General features: G+C 45.0%; 22 protein-coding genes. 12 read left to right on the forward strand and 10 right to left on the reverse strand.

Translation table 11 applies throughout. The features are described 5' to 3' along the window. Positions 1-349 precede the first annotated feature (349 nt). The 9 genes from BLR06_RS10770 (at position 350) to BLR06_RS10820 (ending at position 9445) form a co-directional block, all read left to right on the forward strand. Positions 350-2425, forward strand: coding sequence for a TonB-dependent receptor domain-containing protein (locus BLR06_RS10770; RefSeq protein ID WP_217636884.1), 2076 nt, complete (start codon positions 350-352; stop codon positions 2423-2425). A 129-nt stretch (positions 2426-2554) separates the two neighbouring features. Next, a complete protein-coding gene (locus BLR06_RS10775) occupies positions 2555-3565 on the forward strand; it encodes an alpha/beta hydrolase (RefSeq protein WP_173812897.1) in 1011 nt (336 codons plus the stop codon). A gap of 1035 nt (positions 3566-4600) precedes the next feature. Beyond that, positions 4601-4786, forward strand: a complete 186-nt coding sequence (locus BLR06_RS10785) for a hypothetical protein (protein WP_092072773.1) — start codon at positions 4601-4603, stop codon at positions 4784-4786. A gap of 247 nt (positions 4787-5033) precedes the next feature. Next, positions 5034-6365: an NAD(P)H-dependent oxidoreductase gene (locus BLR06_RS10790; RefSeq protein ID WP_092072776.1), complete on the forward strand. Its 1332-nt coding sequence runs from the start codon at positions 5034-5036 to the stop codon at positions 6363-6365. Between the two features lie 75 nt (positions 6366-6440). Beyond that, complete coding sequence (locus BLR06_RS10795; RefSeq protein WP_092072778.1) at positions 6441-6863, forward strand: TetR/AcrR family transcriptional regulator; 423 nt, start codon at positions 6441-6443, stop codon at positions 6861-6863. A gap of 278 nt (positions 6864-7141) precedes the next feature. Next, entirely contained in the window at positions 7142-7348 is a 207-nt protein-coding gene (locus BLR06_RS19250; protein ID WP_139164485.1) for a hypothetical protein, read from the forward strand. Continuing rightward, positions 7282-7455, forward strand: coding sequence for a DNA alkylation repair protein (locus BLR06_RS20365; RefSeq protein ID WP_423069635.1), 174 nt, complete (start codon positions 7282-7284; stop codon positions 7453-7455). The genes BLR06_RS19250 and BLR06_RS20365 overlap by 67 nt, the downstream gene beginning before the upstream one ends. 244 nt (positions 7456-7699) lie before the next feature. Next, the gene (locus tag BLR06_RS10810) at positions 7700-8035 is read left to right on the forward strand and encodes a GNAT family N-acetyltransferase (protein WP_173812895.1); all 336 of its coding nucleotides are present in this window, start codon (positions 7700-7702) and stop codon (positions 8033-8035) included. A gap of 807 nt (positions 8036-8842) precedes the next feature. Further along, positions 8843-9445 (forward strand): hypothetical protein, encoded by a 603-nt coding sequence (locus BLR06_RS10820; RefSeq protein WP_092072790.1) that lies wholly within the window; start codon positions 8843-8845, stop codon positions 9443-9445. 1296 nt (positions 9446-10741) lie between these two features. Here BLR06_RS10820 and BLR06_RS10830 read toward each other — a convergent pair. The 6 genes from BLR06_RS10830 to BLR06_RS10855 form a co-directional block, all read right to left on the reverse strand. Then, positions 10742-12463, reverse strand: a complete 1722-nt coding sequence (locus BLR06_RS10830; RefSeq protein ID WP_092072793.1) for an ABC transporter ATP-binding protein/permease — start codon at positions 12461-12463, stop codon at positions 10742-10744. 28 nt (positions 12464-12491) lie between these two features. Continuing rightward, a complete protein-coding gene (locus tag BLR06_RS10835) occupies positions 12492-12893 on the reverse strand; it encodes an ExbD/TolR family protein (protein WP_092072796.1) in 402 nt (133 codons plus the stop codon). Further along, positions 12868-13494: a MotA/TolQ/ExbB proton channel family protein gene (locus BLR06_RS10840; protein ID WP_092072799.1), complete on the reverse strand. Its 627-nt coding sequence runs from the start codon at positions 13492-13494 to the stop codon at positions 12868-12870. Before BLR06_RS10840 ends, BLR06_RS10835 begins: the two co-directional genes overlap by 26 nt. Positions 13495-13527: 33 nt before the next feature. After that, positions 13528-14226, reverse strand: coding sequence for an energy transducer TonB (locus tag BLR06_RS10845; protein WP_173812893.1), 699 nt, complete (start codon positions 14224-14226; stop codon positions 13528-13530). A 104-nt stretch (positions 14227-14330) separates the two neighbouring features. Next, positions 14331-16535, reverse strand: a complete 2205-nt coding sequence (locus tag BLR06_RS10850; RefSeq protein ID WP_092072805.1) for a TonB-dependent siderophore receptor — start codon at positions 16533-16535, stop codon at positions 14331-14333. 33 nt (positions 16536-16568) lie between these two features. Next, positions 16569-16775, reverse strand: coding sequence for a heavy-metal-associated domain-containing protein (locus tag BLR06_RS10855; RefSeq protein WP_092072808.1), 207 nt, complete (start codon positions 16773-16775; stop codon positions 16569-16571). Positions 16776-17101: 326 nt separating this feature from the next. On the opposite strand from BLR06_RS10855, the gene BLR06_RS10860 reads away from it, so the two are divergent. Beyond that, positions 17102-17455 carry a winged helix-turn-helix transcriptional regulator gene (locus BLR06_RS10860; RefSeq protein ID WP_245698119.1) on the forward strand — a complete coding sequence of 118 codons (354 nt, stop codon included), beginning with the start codon at positions 17102-17104 and terminating at the stop codon, positions 17453-17455. Positions 17456-17660: 205 nt separating this feature from the next. On the opposite strand, the gene murI is transcribed toward BLR06_RS10860, so the two are convergent. Next, the gene (murI, locus tag BLR06_RS10865) at positions 17661-18434 is read right to left on the reverse strand and encodes a glutamate racemase (protein WP_092072810.1); all 774 of its coding nucleotides are present in this window, start codon (positions 18432-18434) and stop codon (positions 17661-17663) included. Between the two features lie 169 nt (positions 18435-18603). On the opposite strand from murI, the gene BLR06_RS10870 reads away from it, so the two are divergent. Together BLR06_RS10870 and BLR06_RS10875 are read left to right on the forward strand one after the other, a co-directional pair. Further along, entirely contained in the window at positions 18604-18885 is a 282-nt protein-coding gene (locus BLR06_RS10870) for an iron-containing alcohol dehydrogenase (protein ID WP_217636885.1), read from the forward strand. 194 nt (positions 18886-19079) lie between these two features. Continuing rightward, positions 19080-19613 (forward strand): ECF transporter S component, encoded by a 534-nt coding sequence (locus tag BLR06_RS10875; protein ID WP_092072816.1) that lies wholly within the window; start codon positions 19080-19082, stop codon positions 19611-19613. A 95-nt stretch (positions 19614-19708) separates the two neighbouring features. Here the strand turns inward: BLR06_RS10875 and BLR06_RS10880 are convergent, their stop codons facing one another. The 3 genes from BLR06_RS10880 to BLR06_RS10890 form a co-directional block, all read right to left on the reverse strand. Continuing rightward, positions 19709-20725, reverse strand: coding sequence for a DUF3231 family protein (locus BLR06_RS10880; protein WP_092072819.1), 1017 nt, complete (start codon positions 20723-20725; stop codon positions 19709-19711). Positions 20726-20967: 242 nt separating this feature from the next. After that, positions 20968-22374, reverse strand: a complete 1407-nt coding sequence (locus BLR06_RS10885; protein ID WP_092072822.1) for a vWA domain-containing protein — start codon at positions 22372-22374, stop codon at positions 20968-20970. A 5-nt stretch (positions 22375-22379) separates the two neighbouring features. Next, complete coding sequence (locus BLR06_RS10890; RefSeq protein WP_092072825.1) at positions 22380-23507, reverse strand: ATP-binding protein; 1128 nt, start codon at positions 23505-23507, stop codon at positions 22380-22382. Between the last annotated feature and the right edge of the window lie 11 nt (positions 23508-23518).

The following is a 23518-nucleotide window of genomic DNA, read 5'->3' on the forward strand; positions in this document are numbered from 1 at the left end:
AGGCGCCGATTCTTAAAACTGCACTTGTGGATAAAATCTTTGCCTTTGCGCTTTATTTTTATGTTTGTAAAAGAGGTGGTGCGGAGCGATTAGTACTGCAAAAGAAGGGAGCGAGCGAAGAACACAATCAAATGCCGACCCGGTCTGGCTGCTCTCATATGATCCTGAATGATCGGCCCTGTCACCGGCGCCGAGGGGCAACATGGAAACCCCGGTTATGGTGGGAGGCCCTGTGCAGAGAGTTGTTCACCTATAGAAAAAACGGTTGTAAAAAACACAGGTTCTGTGTGGATTCATTCCAGCGGTTGCGTTTAAGGTCTGATTTTTACTGTGATGGGGGAATCTATTGATGAATTTTGTCAACAAACGGAATAAAAGCAAAATTGGGCTTATGGCCATTGGTCTTAGCCTGGCGATGAGTTTGCCGGCCTACGCTGCCGAGGAGGAAACTGTTTATCAATTCGCTGAAGTGGTGGTAACGGCTTCCGGTTTCGAACAGGATATTATCGACGCGCCGGCCAGTATTACCGTCATTACCAAGGAGGAGATCAACCAGCGCGGCTATACTGATCTTGGGGGCATATTGTCCGATGTGGAAGGGGTTGATGTGCGCGGCTCCTCTACCGGCAGAATGGGGGCGGCGAATATCAGCATCCGTGGTCTGGGCAGCGCCTATACGTTGTTTTTGATCGACGGCATTCCTCAAAATGGGACAACGGATGTCGGACCTAACGGCTTTATTGCCGGGGTCGGCAGCTTCGTACCGCCGCTGGCGACCATCGAACGTATTGAAATCATTCGCGGTCCGATGTCGACCTTGTATGGCTCTGAGGCTTTGGGCGGTGTGGTAAATATCATTACCAAAAAGGTGGACGACGAGTGGCGTCATAATCTGACGCTTGATCACACCTTTCACGAAGATTCGGACAGGGGAAGCATCTCCCGTTATTCTTTCTATTCGAGTGGCCCCCTGACCGAAGATAAAGTGGGGCTGGCCTTGCGCGGCAACTTTCTCCGGCGGGCCGGATCCTCTGGTAAGGATGATCTGGGCAATGTATTGCCCGACACAGGAGCGGCCGCCAATCCTTCTCCACTCAGAAACTACAGTCTGGGCGGCAAAGTAATGTGGAAACAGGATGACCAAAACAGTCTCTGGCTGGACGCCGATACAGCCATCAGCGATTACGGCGGAAAGGTGGACAGGCGTATTGAACGCGACAAGCTGACGTTAGGCAGCGACAATAAAGTTTCCTATGGCGACTGGCACACAACCCTGACCTATAACACCACCGAATTGAAAGGATATATACACGACAATACTGACCGCAAGATGAAGAATCCTAACATTATCTTTGAGACCAAACTGGTTGCGCCGGTCAGCGACGTTCATAGGTTGACCGTTGGCGGCCGGTACTGGCATGAACAACTGGAGGATGGGGTGTTGACCAGCGGCGGCGTGGGCAAACTCAGCAATCAAACCGCTTCGCTGTTTGCGGAAGACGAATGGCGGCTGCAGGAGGATTTGGCCCTGACTTACGGTGCGCGTTATGACCGCCATCGTTATTTGGGCGGACATGTCAGTCCGCGGGGCTACCTGGTCTGGAAGGCCAACGACAAGTGGACGCTGAAAGGCGGCGTCAGCACCGGCTTTAAAGCCCCTACCTTGGCGCAGTCGGTGGACGGTGTTAGCGGCTTTACCGGCGGGGCTGGAAACTCAAATCCGATACATGTTTACGGCAACCCCGACCTCAAGCCGGAGGAAAGCGTAAATAAGGAAGTGGGCTTTTATTACCAAGATCCTAGCGGCTTCAGCGCAAACGCCACACTGTTCCACACTGATTTCAAAAATAAAATCAATAGTGGTGTTGACCTTGGTGTAATTGACGGCCATCAGGCGCAAACTTACGAAAACGTCGGTAAAGCCAAGACCAACGGGCTTGAATTCGGCAGCAAGATTCCAGTGGCTGAAGACTTGTCATTGAGTCTGAACTATACCTATACGATGACCGAACAGATCGGCGGCGATAATGATGGCGCTCCACTCAATAATATCCCGAAGCACGCGGTAAACGCGCGGCTTAATTGGCAAACTGACGAAAAGACCACCACTTGGCTGAGGGCGGAATACCGCGGCAAGATGAATCGTTATACCAAAAAGCAGCTTAACACTACAGAGCAGGGGGTTGTCAATGCGTTTGGCGAATACTTTAAATCCTATACAGTACTTGACTTGGGTGTATCCCGTAAGCTATCCGAGGATGTCACGTTGAATTTCGCAATCAATAATGTGCTGGATAAAGATTTCGGCAAGGCCGTCGTTATCAATGGCGCGACTTACTATGAATATTTCTCCGTGGGAAAAGAAACGGCCGGCACTTACCTGGCGGGGCGGAACTATTGGATATCCCTGAACTATAATTTTTAAATTGCAATAAACGTTTTCTTGACAATGTAGATGATCGGAGTGTACATTGCCGTGTTTGTTAGCCCGCCCCCAATGCGACAAGAGGCGAGGTGGTGTCGTATGAGACGAAGGAAAGGGAGCCTTTTAACGATGAAATACCGGTATGAATTTCACAAATGGACAACCCTGGTTTGTGCTATTTTTCTTTTAAGTATGTGTACAAGCGCCTCTGGTCGAGAAATAGAGTCATTTAATCAGGTTAAGATACCTGCGTCCCCGAATGGTTTGCCAGCGGATTCTGCCAGTTCTTTGGTGGACGGATTGACTGAGTACCAGATTAAGAGCTTTGATCTTTACTTCCAAAAACATGGCGGCACGTATCGTATTTTCGTTTCGGTGCCAGTTGGCCCCGTGCCCGTCAATGGTTATCCAGTGATATACCTGCTTGACGGAAACCTGACTTTTCCTATGATGCAGGCTGCCCAGACAGCTGCCGGCTTCTGCCCGGTAGTAACGGTTGGTATAGGCTATCCGGCTGATTCGGCCCTCGACATCGGCAGACGTTATTTTGATCTCACGCCGCCTACCCTGCCGGACCTGATCCCCGCTGGGATTAAAGGCAAGAAGGCCCTCGCAACCGGCGGCCAGGACACATTCTTCGCCTCCATCGAAACGGAGCTTAAGCCGGTTATTGAGAAGCTTGCGCCGATCGACCGCAACCAGCAGACCTTATTCGGCCATTCCTTGGCGGGCTTGTTTGCCCTGCATATCCTATATACCCATCCCACCTCCTTCCAAGCTTATGTGGCCGCCGATCCGTCCATATGGTGGAATGGCGGCTCGATTCTGGCGGAGCATTCTACTTTCACGGAGAGCATGCAGGCAAGGAGTGACAAAGCTTCCCTTCGTCTGCTGATAGAGAAATCCGGCAAACAGGCTCTGCGGAAAGGGATCTCGAAAGCTGAAGCCGCCTCGATGGCGAAGTTCCGCTCCGGACCAACGGGAAAGGAGATCGCCATCGACTTATGGGGACTACCCGGCCTTCACATAAGCTTTAAGGAGCAGGTTGACGAAAGCCATGGCTCCATGTTGCCTTATGCTGTGGCAGATGCCCTCTCTTTTGCCCTGAATCAGTCATTTGAGACGTTCCGAAACCACTAATCCTGGTTTTTAAATTGCCAGGCTCAGCAATCCGCCTCGATTATCGCCCCCCTCTCGGACCTTTGGGGGAAAAACAAGTAAGGATAGCAATATTGGAGTTACCAATGCTGCTATCCTTTTTAAATTAACCGCCAAGACAATTGGCAAGACAATTGGGGACGTTCCTTTTTTGTCAAGAAATTGTTTTGGTAGAACCAAAGGTGATGACAAGCGGGAAGTCAGGGGCGCCAATTGAGCAGCAGTGGCTTTTATGATACCGTATTTCGTGGAATAGCTATTGTTTAATGAGTGATCACGTTCATTCTCTCGTGAGGGAAAAGCGTCTGGGAGATATGTCGCTGATTATGAAACGCCACTGACCAAATACGCAATGTACTTTAACCGCAAATACTAACGTAGCGGTAGAAGTGGACGAATATTTTATTCCGTTGCAGCGCTATATACTTCAGAATCCGGTGAAAGCGAGGCTAGTGAATAAACCTGGAAGAATACTCATTTAGTAGTTATAGGATATCTATTTGGCGGAACTTTACACTGATACTGAATTTGCGCTAGAGCTAACCGGGCGTAATGAATGGATTTGTCTACATCGAATAGAGAATGATGACAGATTTGAACTTTTAGGAAAAAAGTATAGATAACAGAGAGATTCAGCGCAGAATTATGCAATATACGAATGGGAGGCGAACCGCACGAGAGCGGTTCATGGAAAAGCCAAGCGCGATACCATGCTAAGAAAACTAAAAGAGGCGGGATTAGTGATTCGCCAGATTGAAAGAGTGACTGGCATCTTTCGGGTATTGTGGCAAAATGTTGACAAAAAAGGAACGTCCCCAAACGTCCCAAACGTCCCACAAACGTCCCAAACGTCCAAACGTCCCGTTTGTACAGATCCGATGGGAGGCTTTTTTTGGTAGTGTAATATTGCTCTCTCGTCGGGGAAATAATATCAAGGGACGACATTAAGCATAGGAAACACCTGCCGCGTCCAATTAGGCGTGACTATGAAACTACGTATAATGAAGGAGGCAAACAATGAACGATAACATCAAAGTATACCGGTTTTGGAACGGGAAAAACATTGACGGAAAATCGGTTGCAGGCGATCAGAACCTACTTGAAGAAACAGCCCAGGAAAACAAAGATACTCTGATGAAGTATGAAGTCGGAGTTGACACTTTTTCGGCGGACGATCTGCAGCGTGGAACAGATAATGGCTAGAGAAGAAAAAAAGGAAGAAAAAGCAAGCAAGGGACTTACATAATTCTGTAAGTCCCTTGCTTGCTTCACCAGTGTGTCGTGACTAAGCTCTGCCCCGTCGCTTAGTCGCCAAAAGTTGATGAAGAAGGCGATCAACGCTTTCTGGAAACCAGGGAAACAGCTTTGCCGACCTTTTGATTGCCGTCCGTTCAGAAGCAAAAAAATTTGCTTGACAGCTAATATAACAACTTTATAGAGGGTGGCGCCGATGAGGATTATTGTACTGAAGGGAAGCCCCAAAGGGCAGGTTAGTGTAACCATGCAATATGTAGCTTTTATTCAGAAAAAGTATCCGGAAACTAGCTTTGAAATCATAGATATTGCCCAGCAGATCAAGCATATAGAGAAAAACGAAGCGGTTTTTGATGACATTATTCGCAAAGTTAAGGCGGCTGATGCCGTATTATGGGCCTTTCCGCTTTATATTTTCTTGGTTCATGGCAATTATAAACGCTTTATTGAGTTGGTCAATGAACGAAAAGCCATACCGGCTTTCAGTGGCAAGCCTGCCGCTGTACTAACCACTTCCATCCGGTTTTTCGATCACACGGCGCATAACTATCTTAGGGGAATTTGCGACGATTGGGACATGAAGTTTTATGCCGGCTACTCGGCCGATATGAACGATCTGTTTAAAGAGGCTGAACGGGAACGTCTATTGCAATTTGTCCGTGGTTTTTTTCAGGCCGTGCAACAGGATGAAGCTGCTGCCAGGGAGTATTTTCCGCTTACCCATAACGTCGAATATGTGCCGGTTGATGAACCAACCAAAGTGGAGACGCTGGGCCGCAAAGTAGTGATACTGACGGATGCGGCAGAGGAAGAGGGCCAGGCCAGCCTCAACCGTATGCTTACCCACCTGACGGCTGTTTTTAACGGCCAGGCCCAGGTGGTTCATTTACGCGCTCTTACTATTAAGGGCGGTTGCCTAGGGTGTCTTCGCTGTGGTTATGATAATACTTGCAGCTATGACGGCAAAGATGATTTTATTAACTTTTATCATAATACGCTGAAAACGGCGGATGTCCTGATTTTTGCCGGCGCTATCCGCGACAGATATTTATCTTCCATCTGGAAAACCTTTTTTGACAGAACTTTTTTTAACACCCATATACCTTCCTTCGCTGGTAAGCAAATCGGTTTCCTTATTAGCGGGCCGCTACGACAGTTGCCCAATCTTCGGCAGATTTTTACGGCTTATACCGAATGGCAGCAGGCTAACCTAGTGGGCATCGTGACAGATGAAGAGGCTGGTGATCCTGGCAAGGTTGATCGGTTGCTAACTCAACTGGCCGGCCGCAGTATTGAATATGCCAGCAGTCATTATATTAAACCGCCTACATTCCTCGGTTTGGGTGGACATAAGATTTTTCGGGATGAAATATGGGGAAACATTCGTTTTCCGTTTATCGCCGACCATCGCTACTATAAAAATCACGGAATTTATGATTTTCCGCAAAAGGATTATTCCGTCCGGTTGCGTAATTTATTGATGAGCATACTTGTCAAGCTTCCGTTTTGTGCGCAAAGAAATTTATGAAAAACAATTGATGAGCAAGATGGTTGAACCTTATGAAAGGTTACTGGCCAAATTGTGAGTGGAGAGGAAGGCACGATGACCGAAAATGGCCAACTGCCAGATACGCGGGCTGTGATTGTGGAAAAGTCTCGGGAGTTGTTTTTATCGCTCGGTTATCATAAAACGACGATGCGCAATATTGCTGAAGCCGCGGGGATTTCAACCGGACCGTTGTACTTTTATTTCCGCAATAAGCCGGAAGTGTTTTTTCACATTTGTAACGATTCTTTTCAATGCCTTATTGATGAACTCCGTTGTCCAGCTCAGGCTCAAAACCACGCCGGTAATCGTCTCAGGGATATCTATTACGCCTATAAAAAGTTTTATTATCAGGAGCCGCAGCGATTTGAAATGATACACCTGGCCATCAATCCCATGTCAGGCATTGGCCTGCCCCCGGAATTGATCACAGATTGCACCAAAAAGCACAAGAAATCGTATTCATCATGGAGGACGTGATACGGGAGGGCATCAACTGCCATGAATTGCGACCTGTTGAGCCTCGTAAGCTGGCCCTGTACTTGTACTCGGTATCCGAGGGCATCTTTCTTTCCCGTCGTACCGGGATATTGCAAAACTGCCGGGTTGACCTTGATGAGATGATTGATACGGCTATTGAATTGATAGGTATAGGCCTGCTTCAGTGCGGCACTTGCGGGAGTAATTCTTGATGCTTAAAGATTATGGCACAGCGGTGAAAAAATCGCTGACTTGCGAAAAGCTTTGGGAGAATGAGGGTGGAATGTGCTGACATTATTTCAAAATTACTGGCCTTAGGTTCCGAGCAGCATAAAGCCAGTGTTGTTAGAATGGGAATTCCCGAAAGCAACAGTATTGGTGTGTTGCTACCGGCGATATCAGGAAACTGGCTAAAAACATCGCAAAATCAAATGAGCTTGGCTATGCATTGTGGAACACGGGGTATCACGAGGCAAAACTTTTAGCAGTTTTGGTGTTTGACAGAAAAACCTTTACCTTGCAAGAAGCCGAGCAATTAATGAGCCATGTTTTTTCATGGGATTTATGTGACCATCTTTGTAAAGTCTTTTGATCCAATTGAAAGGCTATGAGAAGATGATTTATAAATGGTGCGTTTCTTCAAGTAGAGGAACGAGTGCGATTAATTTCCGCCGATCTCAAATGGGAATGAAGAAAAAGGAATATCAAGGGAAAAAGCTAAAGCTTAGTATGGAGAAACGTCACGGTTCTGTATTGTCGCAATCAGCGCCGCAAGCGGGCAACACCCAGCGGAGGTTTCATTCCGCTCTCTGTCCTGAACGAAGGGAATGGATCTGTTGATGAAAAATGATAACATCGTTCTCGAATCTATTGATGAACATATGAATGGGCTTATATGGTTTCTTAATCATGATGATTGTTTGGCTGAAGCTTTAGGTTCGAATCGCTCTGTTAAGATATCCAAACAGGATTTTATGGAAACCAATAAAAAATGGGCTGCTGAGAACTGCGCCGATTTATTTGCGATTGTTCTAGAGAAAAAAGCGATAGGGATGATATCGCTAAGTCATCAGGATGCGAGCAGCCATATCGCCCAAATTGGTTATTGGCTGGGAGCCAATATTGGAATAAAGGATACGCAAGCAAAGCTTTTCAACTTATCGTGGATTTGACTAAAAGAAAAAGAATGAAATATGTATGTTCTTTGATTAGAAAGTAACATTGACAATTGGGGACGTTCCTTTTTTGTCAAGAAATTGTTTTGGTAGAACCAAAGGCGATGACAAGCGGGAAGGCAGGCGCGCCAATTAAGCAGCAGTGGCTTTTATGATATCGTATTTCGTGGAATAGCTATTGTTTAATGAGTGATCACGTTCATCCTCTCGTGAGGGAAAAGCGTCTGGGAGATATATCGATAATGATAAAACGCCACTGACCAAATACGCAATGTACTTTAGCCGTAAATATTAACTTAGCGTAGCGCTGATAGCGAGTCGTTATAAAATCGTACCCGTAAAAGTGGATGAATATTTTATTCCGTTGCAGCGCTGATCGTAAAGAATCAAAAGGCAAGCAGGTTACCCCGGTGATTTATGAGTATTAGTATTACCAACAGAAAACCGAAACCAAGAAGCAAGCGTTAGGTGGCGTTATGAATAAATTGCTGCGAATCATTTTTTCGGTATTGAAGAACAGGCAGTCGTTCCGTTGGCTTACCCCTGATTAGCAGGTCGGAATTTATCAAAAAGTCTGTCAAAAGCAGCTAGCTAGCATTAATTAAATGAACCTTTATGTGCTTTTTTTGAGTAACGTTCGCATTTGAGAAAGGTTTGTTTGCTATACTCATTTTGCCTAGATTAAATTTTGTGTTTTTCGCTTTACTTCTATTAGCTGGTCTGTGTTGCTGTTAGCGTACTTGACAGACTTAGAAAAATCGTCCATTAGAATTTGTCATGACTCTAAAGAAGGGGTGGTTTTGCATGGGGGTGTATGATGCTCTTCTGGAAATGAAAACCAAGGGAGAGAAATTAAGACTGGAGGAGTTGTCGCCTAAAGATCTAAAAAGCATGTTTATTGATGATGCAATTACCGACTCAATGATAGCAGATTTATACGAAGTTAAAAAAACAAAAATAACCTATATGCGGAAAAAGCATGGTATTACAGTTAGAAATTCAATCCTTGAGGAGTATCTTCTCGGTAAAACAGAAAGTACAAGGGAAATGAATATGCTCACTAAAAAAGAAATCTTAACAAAGGCAAATATTAATATGATTTCTAAAGCTGTAACTCACTTTGCTTTCCGAAATGGTCCAATAGAAGATATGCATGCGCATCCCAATAACCAATTATCGGAAACTGACATGAAAACACTCAATAAATTTATGATAAATAGACTAGCTTACATTTTTACCTTAATCATTGAGGAGCGTTGGATTGAATTTAGTTTTCTAATTAGAACTAATGATATGATGTTTGGTAAAGACTGGGATGAAGCTGAGCCAGACGATGGTTCTACAAAAGAAATAATTGAAATGATTTTGAAAGATAACTACCAAAAACGAAAAAACGGGAGAGTATAGCGGACAAAGGGGGAGTTAGGCTGTGCGAAAACAGCTTAGAGCAAGAAAATTAAGGAAAAAGCTAGTATAATAGACCTATAGAAAATTTAGGTCTAGAGGTGAGTTATGTCGCGCTATATTAGCCCCACCACAGAAAGCAAATTTAACTCATACCGGTAACGTTTGAGGAAATCATAAACGATACTAACGCGGTCCGGGTAAGTGATATCTTCGCCGATAGTTTAGATTTTAATCAAATGGGACTTACCTATGCCTCGCCCAAAACAACCGGCCGTAAACCTATAATCCGGCTGACATGCTTAAATTGTATCTTTATGGCTACTTTAAGGGAATCAGGGCGGACAATTTGGGGACGTTCCTTTTTTGTCAAGAAATTGTTTTGGTAGAACCAAAGGCGATGACAAGCGGGAAGGCAGGCGCGCCAATTAAGCAGCAGTGGCTTTTATGATATCGTATTTCGTGGAATAGCTATTGTTTAATGAGTGATCACGTTCATCCTCTCGTGAGGGAAAAGCGTCTGGGAGATATATCGATAATGATAAAACGCCACTGACCAAATACGCAATGTACTTTAGCCGTAAATATTAACGTAGCGTAGCGCTGATAGTGAGTCGTTATAAAAAAGAGTAGCGGTAGAAGTGGACGAATATTTTATTCCGTTGCAGCGCTATATACTTCAGAATCCGGTGAAAGCGAGGCTAGTGAATAAACCTGGAAGAATACTCATTTAGTAGTTATAGGATATCTATTTGGCGGAACTTTAAACTGATACTGAATTTGCGCTAGAGCTAACCGGCGTAATGAATGGATTCGTCTACTTCGATAGAGACTTTGACAGATTTGAACTTTTAGGAAAAAGTATAGATGACAGAGAGATTCATCGCAGAATTATGCAATATACGAATGGGAGCGAACCGCACGAGAGCGGTTCATGGAAAAGCCAAGCGCGATACCATGCTAAGAAAATAAAAGAGGCGGGATTAGTGATTCGCCAGATTGAAAGAGTGACTGGCATCTTTCGGGCATTGTGGCAAAATGTTGACAAAAAAGGAACGTCCCTAAATGTCCCCTAAATGTCCCTCTCTAAATGTCCCTCTAAATGTCCCTAAACGTCTAACGGTGCAGAATAATAGTGTCAGTAATAAAACAAGAGTAAGCGAGACCAAGAATAGGTTAAGCCGGCGCTTGGTCTATTCTTGGCATACTTTTCACAGCAGAAGCCTAACCGAAAGAGTTTTGGAAATACAAAAGCGGACAAAGCAGCAAAAACCCATAATCTATATACTCCCCGAAGCATCAGGCCGAAAGCTTCCAACTGCCGGCTTCCGTAATATTGAGGATTCTGTCGTGATATTCCAGCAGTGTGCTGCGATGGCCGACACTAATAATTGTCGAGCCGGACAGTTGCTCATGCAATAAACGGTGCATCGCCATTTCGGTCTGTTCATCCAATGCGGATGTAGCCTCATCAAGAAACAGCCATTGCGGGCGATGTAAGATTGCCCTGCCAAATGCGATCCGCTGCTGTTCGCCCAGTGAAAGAATCTGTGACCAATTTCCGTTTTCATCCAGACGATCCATGAATTCCCCCAGTTTGCACATTGCCATAATTTCCCGGAGCTTTTGCTCTGTAAAAAAACCGGACGCTGCTGGATAAGCAAGTATTTCACGAATAGTGCCTAACGGCAGATAAGGCTTTTGCGGCAAAAACAGCATGCTTTCCCCTTCAGGTATACGAATTTGGCCTTGACCAAAGGGCCAGATCCCGGCAAGCGTTTTCATCAATGTGCTTTTGCCGCTTCCCGATGCACCGGTAATCAGCAAGCTGTCCCCGGCCCGCACTTCTAGCTCCAGGTTTTTTAACAGCACTTCGCCCGTGGGCAGCTCAACACTTAGGCCAGCAATACCCAGCAGCCCGCCGGGTGTGTGACTGATTGTAATAGAATTGCGAATTGCCGTTTCGTGCATACTGCCGATATTCTCGGCAAAACTGCTCAGTCGTTGTGTCACTGCCTGCAGCTCAGCCAGTGACGCTTCGTTCATCGAATAAAATTTGTCGATAAAAAACGATAAGGATTGCTCTACCTGGGTAAAAGCCGTAGCCGTCTGAAACAAGCCTCCCAATTGCATTTTTCCCTCAAAGATGCGCGGTACGGATATGAGATAAGGCAGTAAAAAAGAAAGCCGCCAGTGTAATAAAGTCACATAAGAAAGTTTTCGCTGACCAGACATGAGATCACGAAAATTTTCAATAATGAACTGAAAGCGTTTTGTAAAACTGGCCCGCTCCCTGTGCTCACCGTTGTAAAAGGCTATACCTTCGCCATTTTCGCGCAACCGGATTAAGCTAAAGCGAAAATCGGCCTCATAGCGCTGCTGAACAAAATTTAGCCTGATCAGCGAATTGCCAACCACCGCTGTTAGCCAGGAGCCGGCTACGGCATAGAGAATTGCCACCCAGACCATATAGCCATGAATACTGATCTCATATGGACCGACGGTCAAATCAACGACTCCGGACAAATTCCATAGAACAACGATAAATGAAGCTAAGGTAAGGGTGGACCTGAATAAGCCAAACGACAATTCCAGCAGATAAGAAACAAATAAACGCACATCTTCACTGATTCGCTGATCGGGATTATCTGTACCATAATCCAAAATTTGCATCAGGTAATAAGTCCGTTTGCTCAGCCATTCCTGGAGATAATAATTCGTCAGCCAAGTTCGCCACCTGACCTCCAGCATTTGCTGCAAATAGAGCTTATTGACATCGACAACAAGAAAAATCAGCGTAAATACCGGCCAATAGAGAAAAAGATGAAAAAACCTGGCGCTATTCATTTCCTGGATCGTGCTATAAAACTGATTTTGCCACATATTGTATTGTACCATTACATATACGTTCAGCATCTGCAGCGCAATAACAGTTACCGCCAGAAGACGGGCGTACCATTTTCCCTCCGACTTCCAGAAGCCGCGGGAAATCTTCCAGGCCAGCCGAAAAAAATTCAACATAAGTGATCCACCTTTGCCATGCTTTTCTTTAAGAGGGATTGACGGCAACAGCTATTTTGGTTATGCCGCTTTGACGGATAGCAGCCATTAACTCAATGACACGTCCATGCTCGACGCTGCGGTCTGCATTCACAATGACCGATACCGGCTGGTCTTTGCTTTGCTGCGCAAGGCGAAGGGCGGCAGCGGCCGGTGAAGCGATCGGCTCTTTCTCATAAAAAAGCTTGTTATCCTTAGTCAGTGTAAGGGTAAATACCTGCGGGCTGTCGGTTTTAATCCCGCTGGCCTGCGGAAGATTGACCGGCAGACCGCTTTGATCGGTCATCGACAGCGTGGCAATCATAAAAAAAACCAACAGGAAAAACATGGTGTCAATCATTGGAATAATCTCAATCCGGGCTTTTTTAGGAGGATTTCTTGCTATTTTCATGTTTTTCACTCCTGACTTGCACTATGCCCAGCGTTACTTCCAACTGAGTTGCATAGTACTCAATAACCGCAGTCTCCGCCTCGACCTTGGACAAAAAATAGTTATAGGGAATTAAACTAACGATGGCAACACCAATGCCTGTTGCAGTGGCAATTAAAGCCTCAGCCACCCCGCCGGTAACCGCATGGGGCTGTCCCATGCCGCCTATTGCCATCACCTGGAATGAACTGATCATACCGATAATCGTCCCCAGTAATCCCAGCAGGGGAGAAAGGGTAATAATCGTGTCAAGGACAGGAAAGCCCCGTTTCATTTTGGCGATCTCAACAATTGCCGCCGCCTCCATCGCAGCAACTGCTTGCAGACGGTGCTCGATTCCTGCCGCCAAAACTTTTAACAGCGGGATTTTTCCTCCTCGGACCAGGAGCTTTGCATCATCCGTGTTCCCCTTGCCAATTAGTTTAATCACTTCTTCAGCCTGATTGGCCGCTTTAATTTTTCTAAAATAAAAAAATCTCTCAACTATGACCGCACCGGCCACAATCGAGCAAAGTCCCAGCGGCGCCATTACCCAGCCGCCTTTGATCAGTATCTCTAACATTACGCTTCATCCTCCTGTATGATTGCCACCGGCTTATTTGCCGTCGGCAAGCCTGAATTTTACTTTTACATCATAAAAACTTTCCACAGCAGCAGCCCCGCTGCGCGCCGGGGAAAATCGCCATTGTCCTACCGCCTGGGCAGCAGCCGCGTCGAGGGAAGCATAGCCGCTGCTGTGCTGGACTGAAATGCTTAAGGCGGAACCGTCCGTGCCGACCAGTACCCGCACAATCACTACGCCCTCCCAGCCGGCCTTCCAGGCATCGCGCGGGTATGCAGGGCGCGAACCGGAAACTAGTCCGGCCTGGGTCCGGATAGCCGGCTTATTGCCCTCGCCATCAGCCGCAACGGCTGTGCTTCCCCCGCCGCCATCAGGCCGATCAGGCAGGGCCGCGGCAGCGTTAGCGACAACAGCGGACGCGCTTGACGTCTCGCTGAGCTGCTCCTGCCGCTGACGGTCCTGTACCAGCTTGGATTGCTGTTTCTTTTCAGCCGGTTCCGCCAGCATTTGCTGTTCCTGCTGCCGTGAGACTTCCTGCACCGCAGCGGCGGAACTTAATTGATTCAAAGTATCACCGGTATCTGCCACAGTCGCCGGCGCAAAGTCAATCGCAATAGGAGCGGCGACCGAAGCTGGAGTAAACTGTTTTAGCACGATTGTAAAGCAGGCCAATAATGCTATATGCAAAACGAAAGAGATCCCGGTTGCCTTCATATACGGATGCTTTTCCATGTATTTACCGCTCCATCCCATAGATTTTCCGATTTATAAAGCGCCCGCTGCGAATGCGGCATCACAGGGAGCGGAGTATCGCCCCTGCAGCCGCCGGGTTAAGATCAAAGTTCCCGTTCCGCTCTTAAAGTAAAGCTGCGGGGAATTCCTGCATACACCGATACGCCGGTTTGCGCCGCATAGTACTTTTTATTGGCCAAGTTGTAGACATTCAATGAATATTTCCAGGCATTGGCCTTATAATACACAACCGCGTCCATAACGTTATACCCGGGAACCCAGGTTGTGTTAAGCGTGTCAAAAGGTCGTTTGCTCACATGGGTTATCCCGCCGCCGAAACCGAAGCCTTGCCAGGCACCACCCTGAATTTCGTAAGTCGACCATAATCTAAATGTCTGTTTAGGTACTGCTACAGTTTGTTTGCCAACCCATGCAGGATACTGGGGGTTTTTGACCACAGTTGAATCATTATTTGAATAGGCCGCCAGCAGATTCCACCCTGGCTTAATCTGGTAACTAAGATCCAGTTCGTAGCCCCGGCTTGCCTGTTCCCCAATTAACCGGTAATCAGTATCGGCGGTAGTTCCCAGATTGGTAATAATGTTTGTTTGATGAATGTTGTAACGCGATAATGTCAGGCTGGCTTTGTCACTAATGTTAAATTTGACGCCACCCTCAAGCTGGCGGCCCCTTTTGGGTTTAAATGTTTGAATTCCGACAGGTTGTCCGCCAACCCGGATGTTTTGCGACGAATTATAATTAAAAGATGTACCATAGCCAATAAACCAGGTAAGCCCAGGCGATGACTCATAAGTCGAACCGACCCGGTAGGTTGTGTCAGATACGCTCCCTCCGGTATCATCGACAGTCTGAGCGTAGGAGGCATGGCTGAGCCCTCCCGAAACCCTTAGTTTATCCGAAACAGCCACTGTATCGGCTAAATAAGTACTATGCCGGTACTTGGACGTCGATCTCCAAGGGCTTACCTCCGCAGCAGGCTTGGGATCAAATACCGGCTTGAGATAATCCACAGGGGTGAGCGTTTCGCCTGCCGATATGGGCCAGGTCTGTTTATACCTGGACCATTCATAACCCAGAGTCACATGATGAGCCAGTCCGCCCGCCGTAAATTTGGCATTAGCGGTTGTATCCCAGGCATAGGTGTCGGTATTATAGATATCCCAGCTATAATAAGATAATATTTTCCCTGTTGTATAATCCCCGTCAACCCAGCGTTCATCACCGATATACCTCCGGTCATTGTGGGTTCCGCTGTAACGAACAGCCGAAGTGACTGTCCAGATATCGTTAATCTGATGGTCCACTCTGGCGCTGAGCGCGCGGCCAATAAAATAATGCCGTTGACCGGGGTCATAATAATTGGCGTCATAAGGAACAAGCCTGTATGGTGCAACAATTGTGCCAATGGCCGGTAATCCGCCGACATAGCCGCCGGCAAGATTATAATGATTATACATTGCCTGAAATGTGTAGGTAGTATCATTGCGCGGTTGTCCCTGTACAATCAAGCTGCCGTTAAAATGATTATTATGAACATTTTTTTGAAATTGCGCCAGGTGATCTGTAGACACAATGGTTCTAGACAGCCATTTACCATCTTGCGTTAGGGGAACCGATGCGTCGAAACTGACACTTCTGCTGCCCCAGGAACCATACTCCAGCCCGATGGAATAAGCTTCTTCCGTCAGCGGTTTTTTTGTGATATAGTTGATAATCCCCCCGGGCTGCATCTGGCCAAAAAACAGCGAACTAGGCCCTTTAAGCACTTCAATGCGATCTAGATTTCCGGTCCATCCCGCCACACCTGAGGGATCATATAAACCATCAAAAAAATAATTATTTGCTGCAAAACCGCGAATATAAAAAGACGGATTTAAATTGGCATTGGGATTCCATACACCAGTGTCGGTATTAACCCCGGCAACATTGGCCAGTACTTTGGCCACCGTATCGGCATGTTGCTCTTCAATGACTTTCTGACCGATTGCAGTGACCGTCTGCGGAATATCTTTCGTCTCCGCCTCTGTTTTACTGCCGGTGGAACTGCGGGTAACCACGTAATTGGTTACCCCTTCCGCAGTGGGAGTCTGTCCGATGACGAGTTCCTGTTTTCTTCTTTCTTGAACTTCTATTTCCGTCATCGGAATTTGATCAGACGGTTCTAGCTGCTGTTCCTCCTGCGCCGTCTTGGCCGCGGAATCCTCGGCCAAGGTTATCCCCTGCGTCCCCAACGACAAGGCAATGGTCAACGTACCATAAAGCAACAGTTTCGCTTGTTTGCGGCTCACTCTTTCTAACCCCCTTCAATAAACAGTAAGGCTCTAGTCAATTACGGTAAAGCCGAGATCTTCTATTGCCTCGACCAATACGTCCGTCTTCGCCGAACCAATAATGGTTGCCTGTCTCGCTTCCAGCTCAACAGTGACATGCGTTACTCCGGGAATTGCAGCAAGTCTTTTTTCTACTTTTCCCCTGCAGCCATTGCAGGACATGCCTTCAATTTTTAATACACTTTTTTGCTCACTCATCAAACCACCTCCCTTCACTACCGTTGGAAAACCCGGCTAGCACCGAGCCTAGGCAAGGGCGACAGCCGTTCGTTGCACTTATGCAACAGAAAGTACTTATACTTTCTGTAAAAAAAAACTAAAGACTAACTCTATCGTATGTCGATAAACTTAGCCTTTAGTTCTTGCTAATCAGCTGATTCTTCACGCATGAAGCATTTCTGTATGAAATTGGTATATCCGGATATTTAAGCGTTAATAGAATAATATAGTATAATCTGTTATTCCACAAGTACGAATAATTATATGATATACTAATATGAAAAGTACTAAGGAGGATTTCTCGTATGCCCAAAACATCGATCAGGGGCATGTGTCCGGTGACGGTCAATCAAATGCTGTTGGCTCAGAAATTAATTGCAGGCAAATGGAAATTTGTCATTCTATTGTTTTTAAGTGATGGCACGAAAAGATTTAACGAGCTTAATAAATTGTTGCCCGATATCTCCCAGGGCATACTCACCCAACAGTTAAGAGAACTCGAACGTGATGGAATCGTACATAGAGAAATATATAAGGAAATACCGCCAAAAGTAGAATATTCATTAACTGATATCGGGAGAAATTTCATACCGGTTTTAGGTCATGTATTAAAATGGATACAATTTTATAATGAACGCCAACATCAGTTGAGGGAGTAACCGGAATTTAACGGTCCCGGCAGCGTGGCATATTTCTATTCCGCACCGTGTGACCCGGAGTGCCATAAACACTGGTAACAGCGAAAAAAACACCTTCCGGATTTTTACGGTAATCTGGAAGGTGTTTTTGTATGGCAAACAAATATACTATTAAAGATTTAGCATAATCCAGCAGGGACATTTATTACGACAGTATACCAGTGGTTTATATGCTATGCAAATAAGTTTGTAATAGTTTTTTATAATCAACGTCATTTGGCGGGAGTTTGCCGTTTGTAATTACAAATTTAATTTTATCATCAACACTGGGAGATATTCCTTTCTGTTTTACGATATCGGCCAAATAATTTATGGTTCCGACACTTCCGTCGAAAAAAACAGTTTCCCTGGTAAACGATTGTTGCAAAATCGGGGTAAATAATGGAAAATGCGTACAACCAAGCACAACGGCGCCGTAATCAGATGGCTTTAAAGCTGCGAATTCCTTTTGCAAATACTGATTTACACTTAAAGTGCCAAATTCAAACTGCTCGGCAAATTTTACCAGGCCGCCTAACGCCAGCGTATCAACCATTTCTGCCGCATCAAGCCTGTGCACCAATTGGTTGAATTTTTTCTCCCGTAAAGTAAGGCTGGTTGCCAATACCAATACCTTTTTGCCTCTTTCTTTACAATAAGCAACTGCCGGTTTTACAGCAGGTTCCATGCCAATGATCGGGAAACTATAATTCTTTCGCAATTTCATGTCAGCGACACTTGTTGCTGTATTACAAGCAATTACCACAGCATCTACTTTAATCCCGGCCAAATAATCCATAGCATTTTGAACATATTGCCTTACTTCAATTTTTGTCTTTTCCCCATAAGGCATATGCTCAATATCAGCATAGTAAATGTAGTCAGCAAATGGCAGTATTTTTAAGGCATGACCAAGAACCGTTAAGCCGCCAATACCAGAGTCAAAAAAGCCGATCTTCATCCTAATCCCTTCCCAGTTCTAAGTATTGTATTTATATTATCATGAATCACTCCGTCCAACCATAGAACTCCGATTAAAAAGTCCTGCCTATATCATACCATAAACTAACAGCCGTTGGAATTTTGTAGGGGACGGCTGTGAATATATTGGATTGAGGGTTTGGCGTGATTTGGTACAAGCATTGCCGGGGCTTCCGGCGTTTGACATTTGTCTAGTAAAGCAAGTAGGCCGGTGCTTTGTTGTCCCAACAAGCGCCATTTGCAGAGAGTACAAAGAATATGACAGCGCGCTGCCCTATGAGGTGTTCGGAGGCGAATGCTCATGTACCGAGATTAACCGTCTTATCAAGGCTTATGAGGCAACAGGCAGTGATAGGATCATCGGCATCGGCGGCGGCAAAATTTACGACACCGCCAAGGCGGTTGCCTATTATGCCAGTACTGAACAATAAAATTTGATAAGGGTAGGAAAAATTCCTGAGCCAGTACTTGGGGATTTTTATCTGTTCCTATCTAAAATATAAATTCTGTATATTTTAATAGTGTCAAAATTAATTTATAATACAGACATGTTTTGCAAACAGTCTGAGTTTAGCGGCGATGCTAAGCTTAGATTCAATAAGGCGGGAAAGGGGGGGAAGCCGGTATGGAACAACGGTTTTTAAGTCAAACCAAACAACTGGCTTATGCAGCATTGGGCATTGCTCTAGTGTTTATTTGTACGGTTTTTGTCAATGTTCGTCTGCCGATTGCCGCCCATGGCGGTTTAATTCATTTGGGGAATGTGCCTTTATTTATGATTGCCATTCTTTACGGGCGTCGCTTAGGCGCTTTGGCGGGAGGAATTGGCATGGCTCTTTTTGATGTGGTGGGCGGCTGGTTTTTGTGGGCCCCCTTTACACTGGTTGTTGCCGGTCTCATGGGGTATACGGTCGGCGCTATAGGCGAAAAGCACCAGACTATCAACGCATATGTTCTGGCTTTGATAGCGGCTTGTATCATTAAGGTAGTTGGTTATTATTGCGCTGAGGGGATTATTTATGGAAATTGGCTGGCACCGATGACATCGGTACCCGGCAACCTCGTTCAGATCGGCGTGGCATCAGTCATTGTGCTGCCTGTCGTGCTAAAGCTGAGAAGGCATAGAGCCGTTTTTACCTGGGCGGGAAGCCGCAAATGAGGGATCCAAACAGTAAACCAGCAACCTTTGCGGAATGCTGGTTTACTGTTTGCTCTAGCTGCAGCTGTCGGAAGACATTGTACGTTTCCTTTGGTCTACGGGCTTTTGCCGCTCAAAGCCAGTTCCTTATGGCTCAGCACTTGCGGGGGCGCTTCCAGCCATCCGTTCTTAATTGCAATATTTATCCCATCTTCTCCATATTGAATAACTTCCGCTGCCATACGCATGTAATCAGTAGCGACATCGGCCCTGCTGCTCTGCCCTACGGCAGCCCCAATGTCAGCTAGGTTAAACTGGTTTATCAGGATGATATGATTCATCATAAGTTTATCTGAAAAAGGTGGTATGGTAGAGCTGGTGAGCATAGAGTCCGGGCTTGAGGGTATCGGAATAGCCTCATCCCTCAGCCTGGAGCTTAGCCCCTTGGTCTGTTTTATTCCGATTTCCGCTCCCCGGAGGAAGTACTTCTTTAATTCCGGATCACGGGCGACTTGGCCAAACCCAGTAATTAATGCTGTACCTAAGAGATTCTCTTGGATAGAAAGAAAAATATGCATGAGACTGACGACATGGATTGGGCGCTGCTTACCAATGATGTGGCCGATATAACTAGACTTTTCCACAAAATGGGGCGTTTGCGGTATGCTGACAATAGGTGATCGGATTAGTATTCCTTTGGTTAGTGCAACCTGTGTTGCGTCTTCGAGTATTTTTGCAGAAGAAGCGACCGCTTCTTGAAACAGGTTCCTTACGTCCGGGCGAGCGGCTAGAAAAAGAAAAGGCGCCGTCATTTGCAAGGCATATTTAGCTCTTGATAAAACATGATAGAGCGCAAAAGTATCCGAGTACAGCCGGGGGGCTTCTATGGTTACGTCTTTGTCGCTGAAGCCAACTGGAATGGGCACATTATCACTACGAAAAATGGCGGCTATGTCGCGGGACCGTTTCTCCGAGACGGTTAGCGCTTGCTGCAGGATCGTCCGTATTTGCTGGTCTTCAGCTTTTGCAATCAGATATTTTTTAACACACACGATCAAGGTATCGCTCATATACATATTCCATAGATTGCCAATTTCGGCAGAAGTCAGTGGATATTTATTTGCGGTCGGCATTGTATAATGACCTCCTAAGATTTCCGAATAGTTATATCATGCCCACAGCAAGATAAAAAAACTCTGACGCAGTTTCATTAGCTGAATGAGCCGCTCATTTCATTGACAGACTGTGTTGTGGTGACGACAGGCCAATATCATTTTAAAAGGAACCTTACACAAAAGGTTCCTTTGCTGCAAAAAAGATAAAATTTTACTATCGATAATCCCTTGAAAGGCAACTGATACCGGTTTGGTGAATTCTAAAGATGAATTTTTTCTTGATTATTCATGGAATATCCACCTTTTTCAACATTACTCGTATCTAATGTATTGTCTTTAACTGCAATTTTAGTAAGCTTTTTAACTACCCCATAAGGTTTTTTTAATGAAAGCTTATCTCCCTTTCCGGTAATAACCCATAAAGTTTTATAGCCCCTGGGTGTTGAGCGAAGTTGATCTTCACCTTTGCCATCCGTAAAAAACACTAATAAATTTATCTTCTTAGTGTTCGCATATTCAAAAACCGGAGTAAACCTGGTGCCGCCTCTGATATTGCTTCTAGCTTTAATATCCTTTACAGATTTGACTTTATACACCCGTCTGATTGCACTATCACATTCGATGATCGTAATTTCGTGATTGTAATTTTTCACGATACTGAGTACTTCTTGTATAGCCTGGTTAAATTCTTCATCACTAATGCTGCCGCTGATGTCAAGGGCAACAGCAATTTTTGCTTTGTGACTCCTCAGTTGGCCCCGTAAATCCAACCGATCAGGCTGTCTCCGGTTTCTTCTGGTTATCGTTTTCTTTGGATTGCTTTCAACAGCGCCCAGCAACCTTCTAAGATACAAATTCCAAGGCAGCTCAGCCCTGCTGTTGTTAAGTGATGACAGCATGTTTTCCAAATAGTTTGGCATAGTGCCTTTTTGCGAAGCATCAATAAACTTGCCGGTGAATTCTTTGAGCGTTTGTTCATCCAGCTCACTGGAATCTGCCCAAATGTCATGGGTTTTTTCAGGATTATACGCAATTGCTATTTTTTCATCTTTTTGGCTGTCATCCTCTGTTTCATCTTCAGCTATTTCGAGTAAGTCCAGGGCAGCTTGAAGCTTTTCCACATAATATTCAAAAGGCTCGAAGGGCAGGAGCTTTAAAGAATATTTTAGATTTACCCATTCCAGGGTAGCCGCATATGGCGGCAGATGCTCCAGATGGGTGTTTACTACGATATCCATGGCGATATTTGTTGCCAAGGTGCTATAACTATCCTTTACTTGTTTGGCCCTGAGTAAATGCATAGATACTATATGGAGAATTTCATGCTTTATCGTACTTTCCATTTGTTTGATATTCAGAGTCAAAAAAATTACGGGATTAAAATAGATAACATATTTCGCCCCTTTAAAATTCACAGCAGTAGGGCTGCTTATATCAAGTCGTATTTCTCTTGCCATTTGAAACAAAAAATACCCATAGAAATTATCTTTGTCTTCCAAAAGGCTTAGATTTACTTTGTCTACAAGGCTGAAAAAATCCTTTTTAAAATCCTCCGGAATAGCTGGCTGAATATTATCCGCGTCATGTTTTGCTGTTATAAAATGGTGAATGATTTCCGATGCTTTTTCGTAAAGCCTTTCTGCCTGGCTATCAAAGTAAGTTTTCATCCATATCACCTGACTGAACGATAAGATTCAAAATAGGCTTCTACAAAAGCCTCATTTTCTATGGCATATTTGTATACTTCAGTATAACTCATTTTGATATCCTTCATGATTCCAATCATTAAATCCACAGGATAGATTTTCAAAAACTCAATCAGTCTGTCAATTGTATAATTTGTGTCATGGCCACCGTTTTTAAAAGTTGCTTCCAAGTGTATTAGAATATTTTTGGCAGCCAGATATAGCCTTGTATGACTTTCGTTTTTAATTTTCTCTTTGACAGATTCATGCAGGGAATTTCCGGAAAACACATCTTCATAAGAGATTAATGCGTTATAATCGGCTTCAACAAAGTTAACAAACTCTTCTGCAATGAGTTTCCCGACATTTCCTCTTATGACATTTAAAAATACAGACCTGGATAGGGAATCTTTTTTCTGCTTATAAAGTTTATAAATACCGGAAATTCTTTCATAGCTTCTCGGAGTCGCTCTTATATCATCTTCGTTGATTTTATGCAAATATTCCGGGAAGGCGGCAATAAACTCGATCACCTTTTGCTCAATGTCTGCAGCTATTGCCCAATCTAACCACTGCCGATAATCAGGCTCCATGTGTAGCCACACAAACCGGTTTTCCTGCGCTACATCCATATCTACCACTTGATAATCAAAGTCCGCACCATATTTACCGGAAGGATTCATCGCTGCTACAATTTTTACACTTTCAGGCAATTGATAGCCATTAATTTCTCTATTTAATATCAAATTCATCAGTTCCTGCTGCACGGTATGTTCACAACGATTTATTTCGTCTACCAATAAAAGAACGGTTTTCCCTTTTGCTATTTCCTCATCAATCTCCCTTAGCTTATGATGAACGGCATAGACGGTGGTTTTCTTTTCAGCCTTAGCTTCTTGCTGATTTGGTCTTGTATAAGATTCTATCGTTGGCAGGCCGCCTATTTCACCTTCTTTCAGGAGATTGCCATCAATAACGACCAAACGCCAATTGTTTTCATGCGCGATTTGCTTGGCTAAAGCTGTTTTTCCAATTCCGGTTTCCCCAACGATTAAAGGTACTTCCCCGGTAGCCAGTACTAAATCAACACTTTTTAATGTATCAATAAAATTCATAATATCTCCCG

It is taken from the genome of Dendrosporobacter quercicolus, assembly GCF_900104455.1.
In the GTDB taxonomy this organism is placed as follows: Bacteria; Bacillota; Negativicutes; order DSM-1736; family Dendrosporobacteraceae; genus Dendrosporobacter; species Dendrosporobacter quercicolus.

Bases quoted from the DNA above. Each gene is read 5' to 3' on its own strand.
- BLR06_RS10770 (WP_217636884.1), top strand. From the start codon at position 350: ATGAATTTTGTCAACAAACGGAATAAAAGCAAAATTGGGCTTATGGCC.
- BLR06_RS10775 (WP_173812897.1), top strand. From the start codon at position 2,555: ATGAAATACCGGTATGAATTTCACAAATGGACAACCCTGGTTTGTGCT.
- BLR06_RS10785 (WP_092072773.1), top strand. From the start codon at position 4,601: ATGAACGATAACATCAAAGTATACCGGTTTTGGAACGGGAAAAACATT.
- BLR06_RS10790 (WP_092072776.1), top strand. From the start codon at position 5,034: ATGAGGATTATTGTACTGAAGGGAAGCCCCAAAGGGCAGGTTAGTGTA.
- BLR06_RS10795 (WP_092072778.1), top strand. From the start codon at position 6,441: ATGACCGAAAATGGCCAACTGCCAGATACGCGGGCTGTGATTGTGGAA.
- BLR06_RS10820 (WP_092072790.1), top strand. From the start codon at position 8,843: ATGGGGGTGTATGATGCTCTTCTGGAAATGAAAACCAAGGGAGAGAAA.
- BLR06_RS10830 (WP_092072793.1), bottom strand. From the start codon at position 12,463: ATGTTGAATTTTTTTCGGCTGGCCTGGAAGATTTCCCGCGGCTTCTGG.
- BLR06_RS10835 (WP_092072796.1), bottom strand. From the start codon at position 12,893: ATGAAAATAGCAAGAAATCCTCCTAAAAAAGCCCGGATTGAGATTATT.
- BLR06_RS10840 (WP_092072799.1), bottom strand. From the start codon at position 13,494: ATGTTAGAGATACTGATCAAAGGCGGCTGGGTAATGGCGCCGCTGGGA.
- BLR06_RS10845 (WP_173812893.1), bottom strand. From the start codon at position 14,226: ATGGAAAAGCATCCGTATATGAAGGCAACCGGGATCTCTTTCGTTTTG.
- BLR06_RS10855 (WP_092072808.1), bottom strand. From the start codon at position 16,775: ATGAGTGAGCAAAAAAGTGTATTAAAAATTGAAGGCATGTCCTGCAAT.
- BLR06_RS10860 (WP_245698119.1), top strand. From the start codon at position 17,102: ATGCCCAAAACATCGATCAGGGGCATGTGTCCGGTGACGGTCAATCAA.
- murI (WP_092072810.1), bottom strand. From the start codon at position 18,434: ATGAAGATCGGCTTTTTTGACTCTGGTATTGGCGGCTTAACGGTTCTT.
- BLR06_RS10875 (WP_092072816.1), top strand. From the start codon at position 19,080: ATGGAACAACGGTTTTTAAGTCAAACCAAACAACTGGCTTATGCAGCA.
- BLR06_RS10880 (WP_092072819.1), bottom strand. From the start codon at position 20,725: ATGCCGACCGCAAATAAATATCCACTGACTTCTGCCGAAATTGGCAAT.
- BLR06_RS10885 (WP_092072822.1), bottom strand. From the start codon at position 22,374: ATGAAAACTTACTTTGATAGCCAGGCAGAAAGGCTTTACGAAAAAGCA.
- BLR06_RS10890 (WP_092072825.1), bottom strand. From the start codon at position 23,507: ATGAATTTTATTGATACATTAAAAAGTGTTGATTTAGTACTGGCTACC.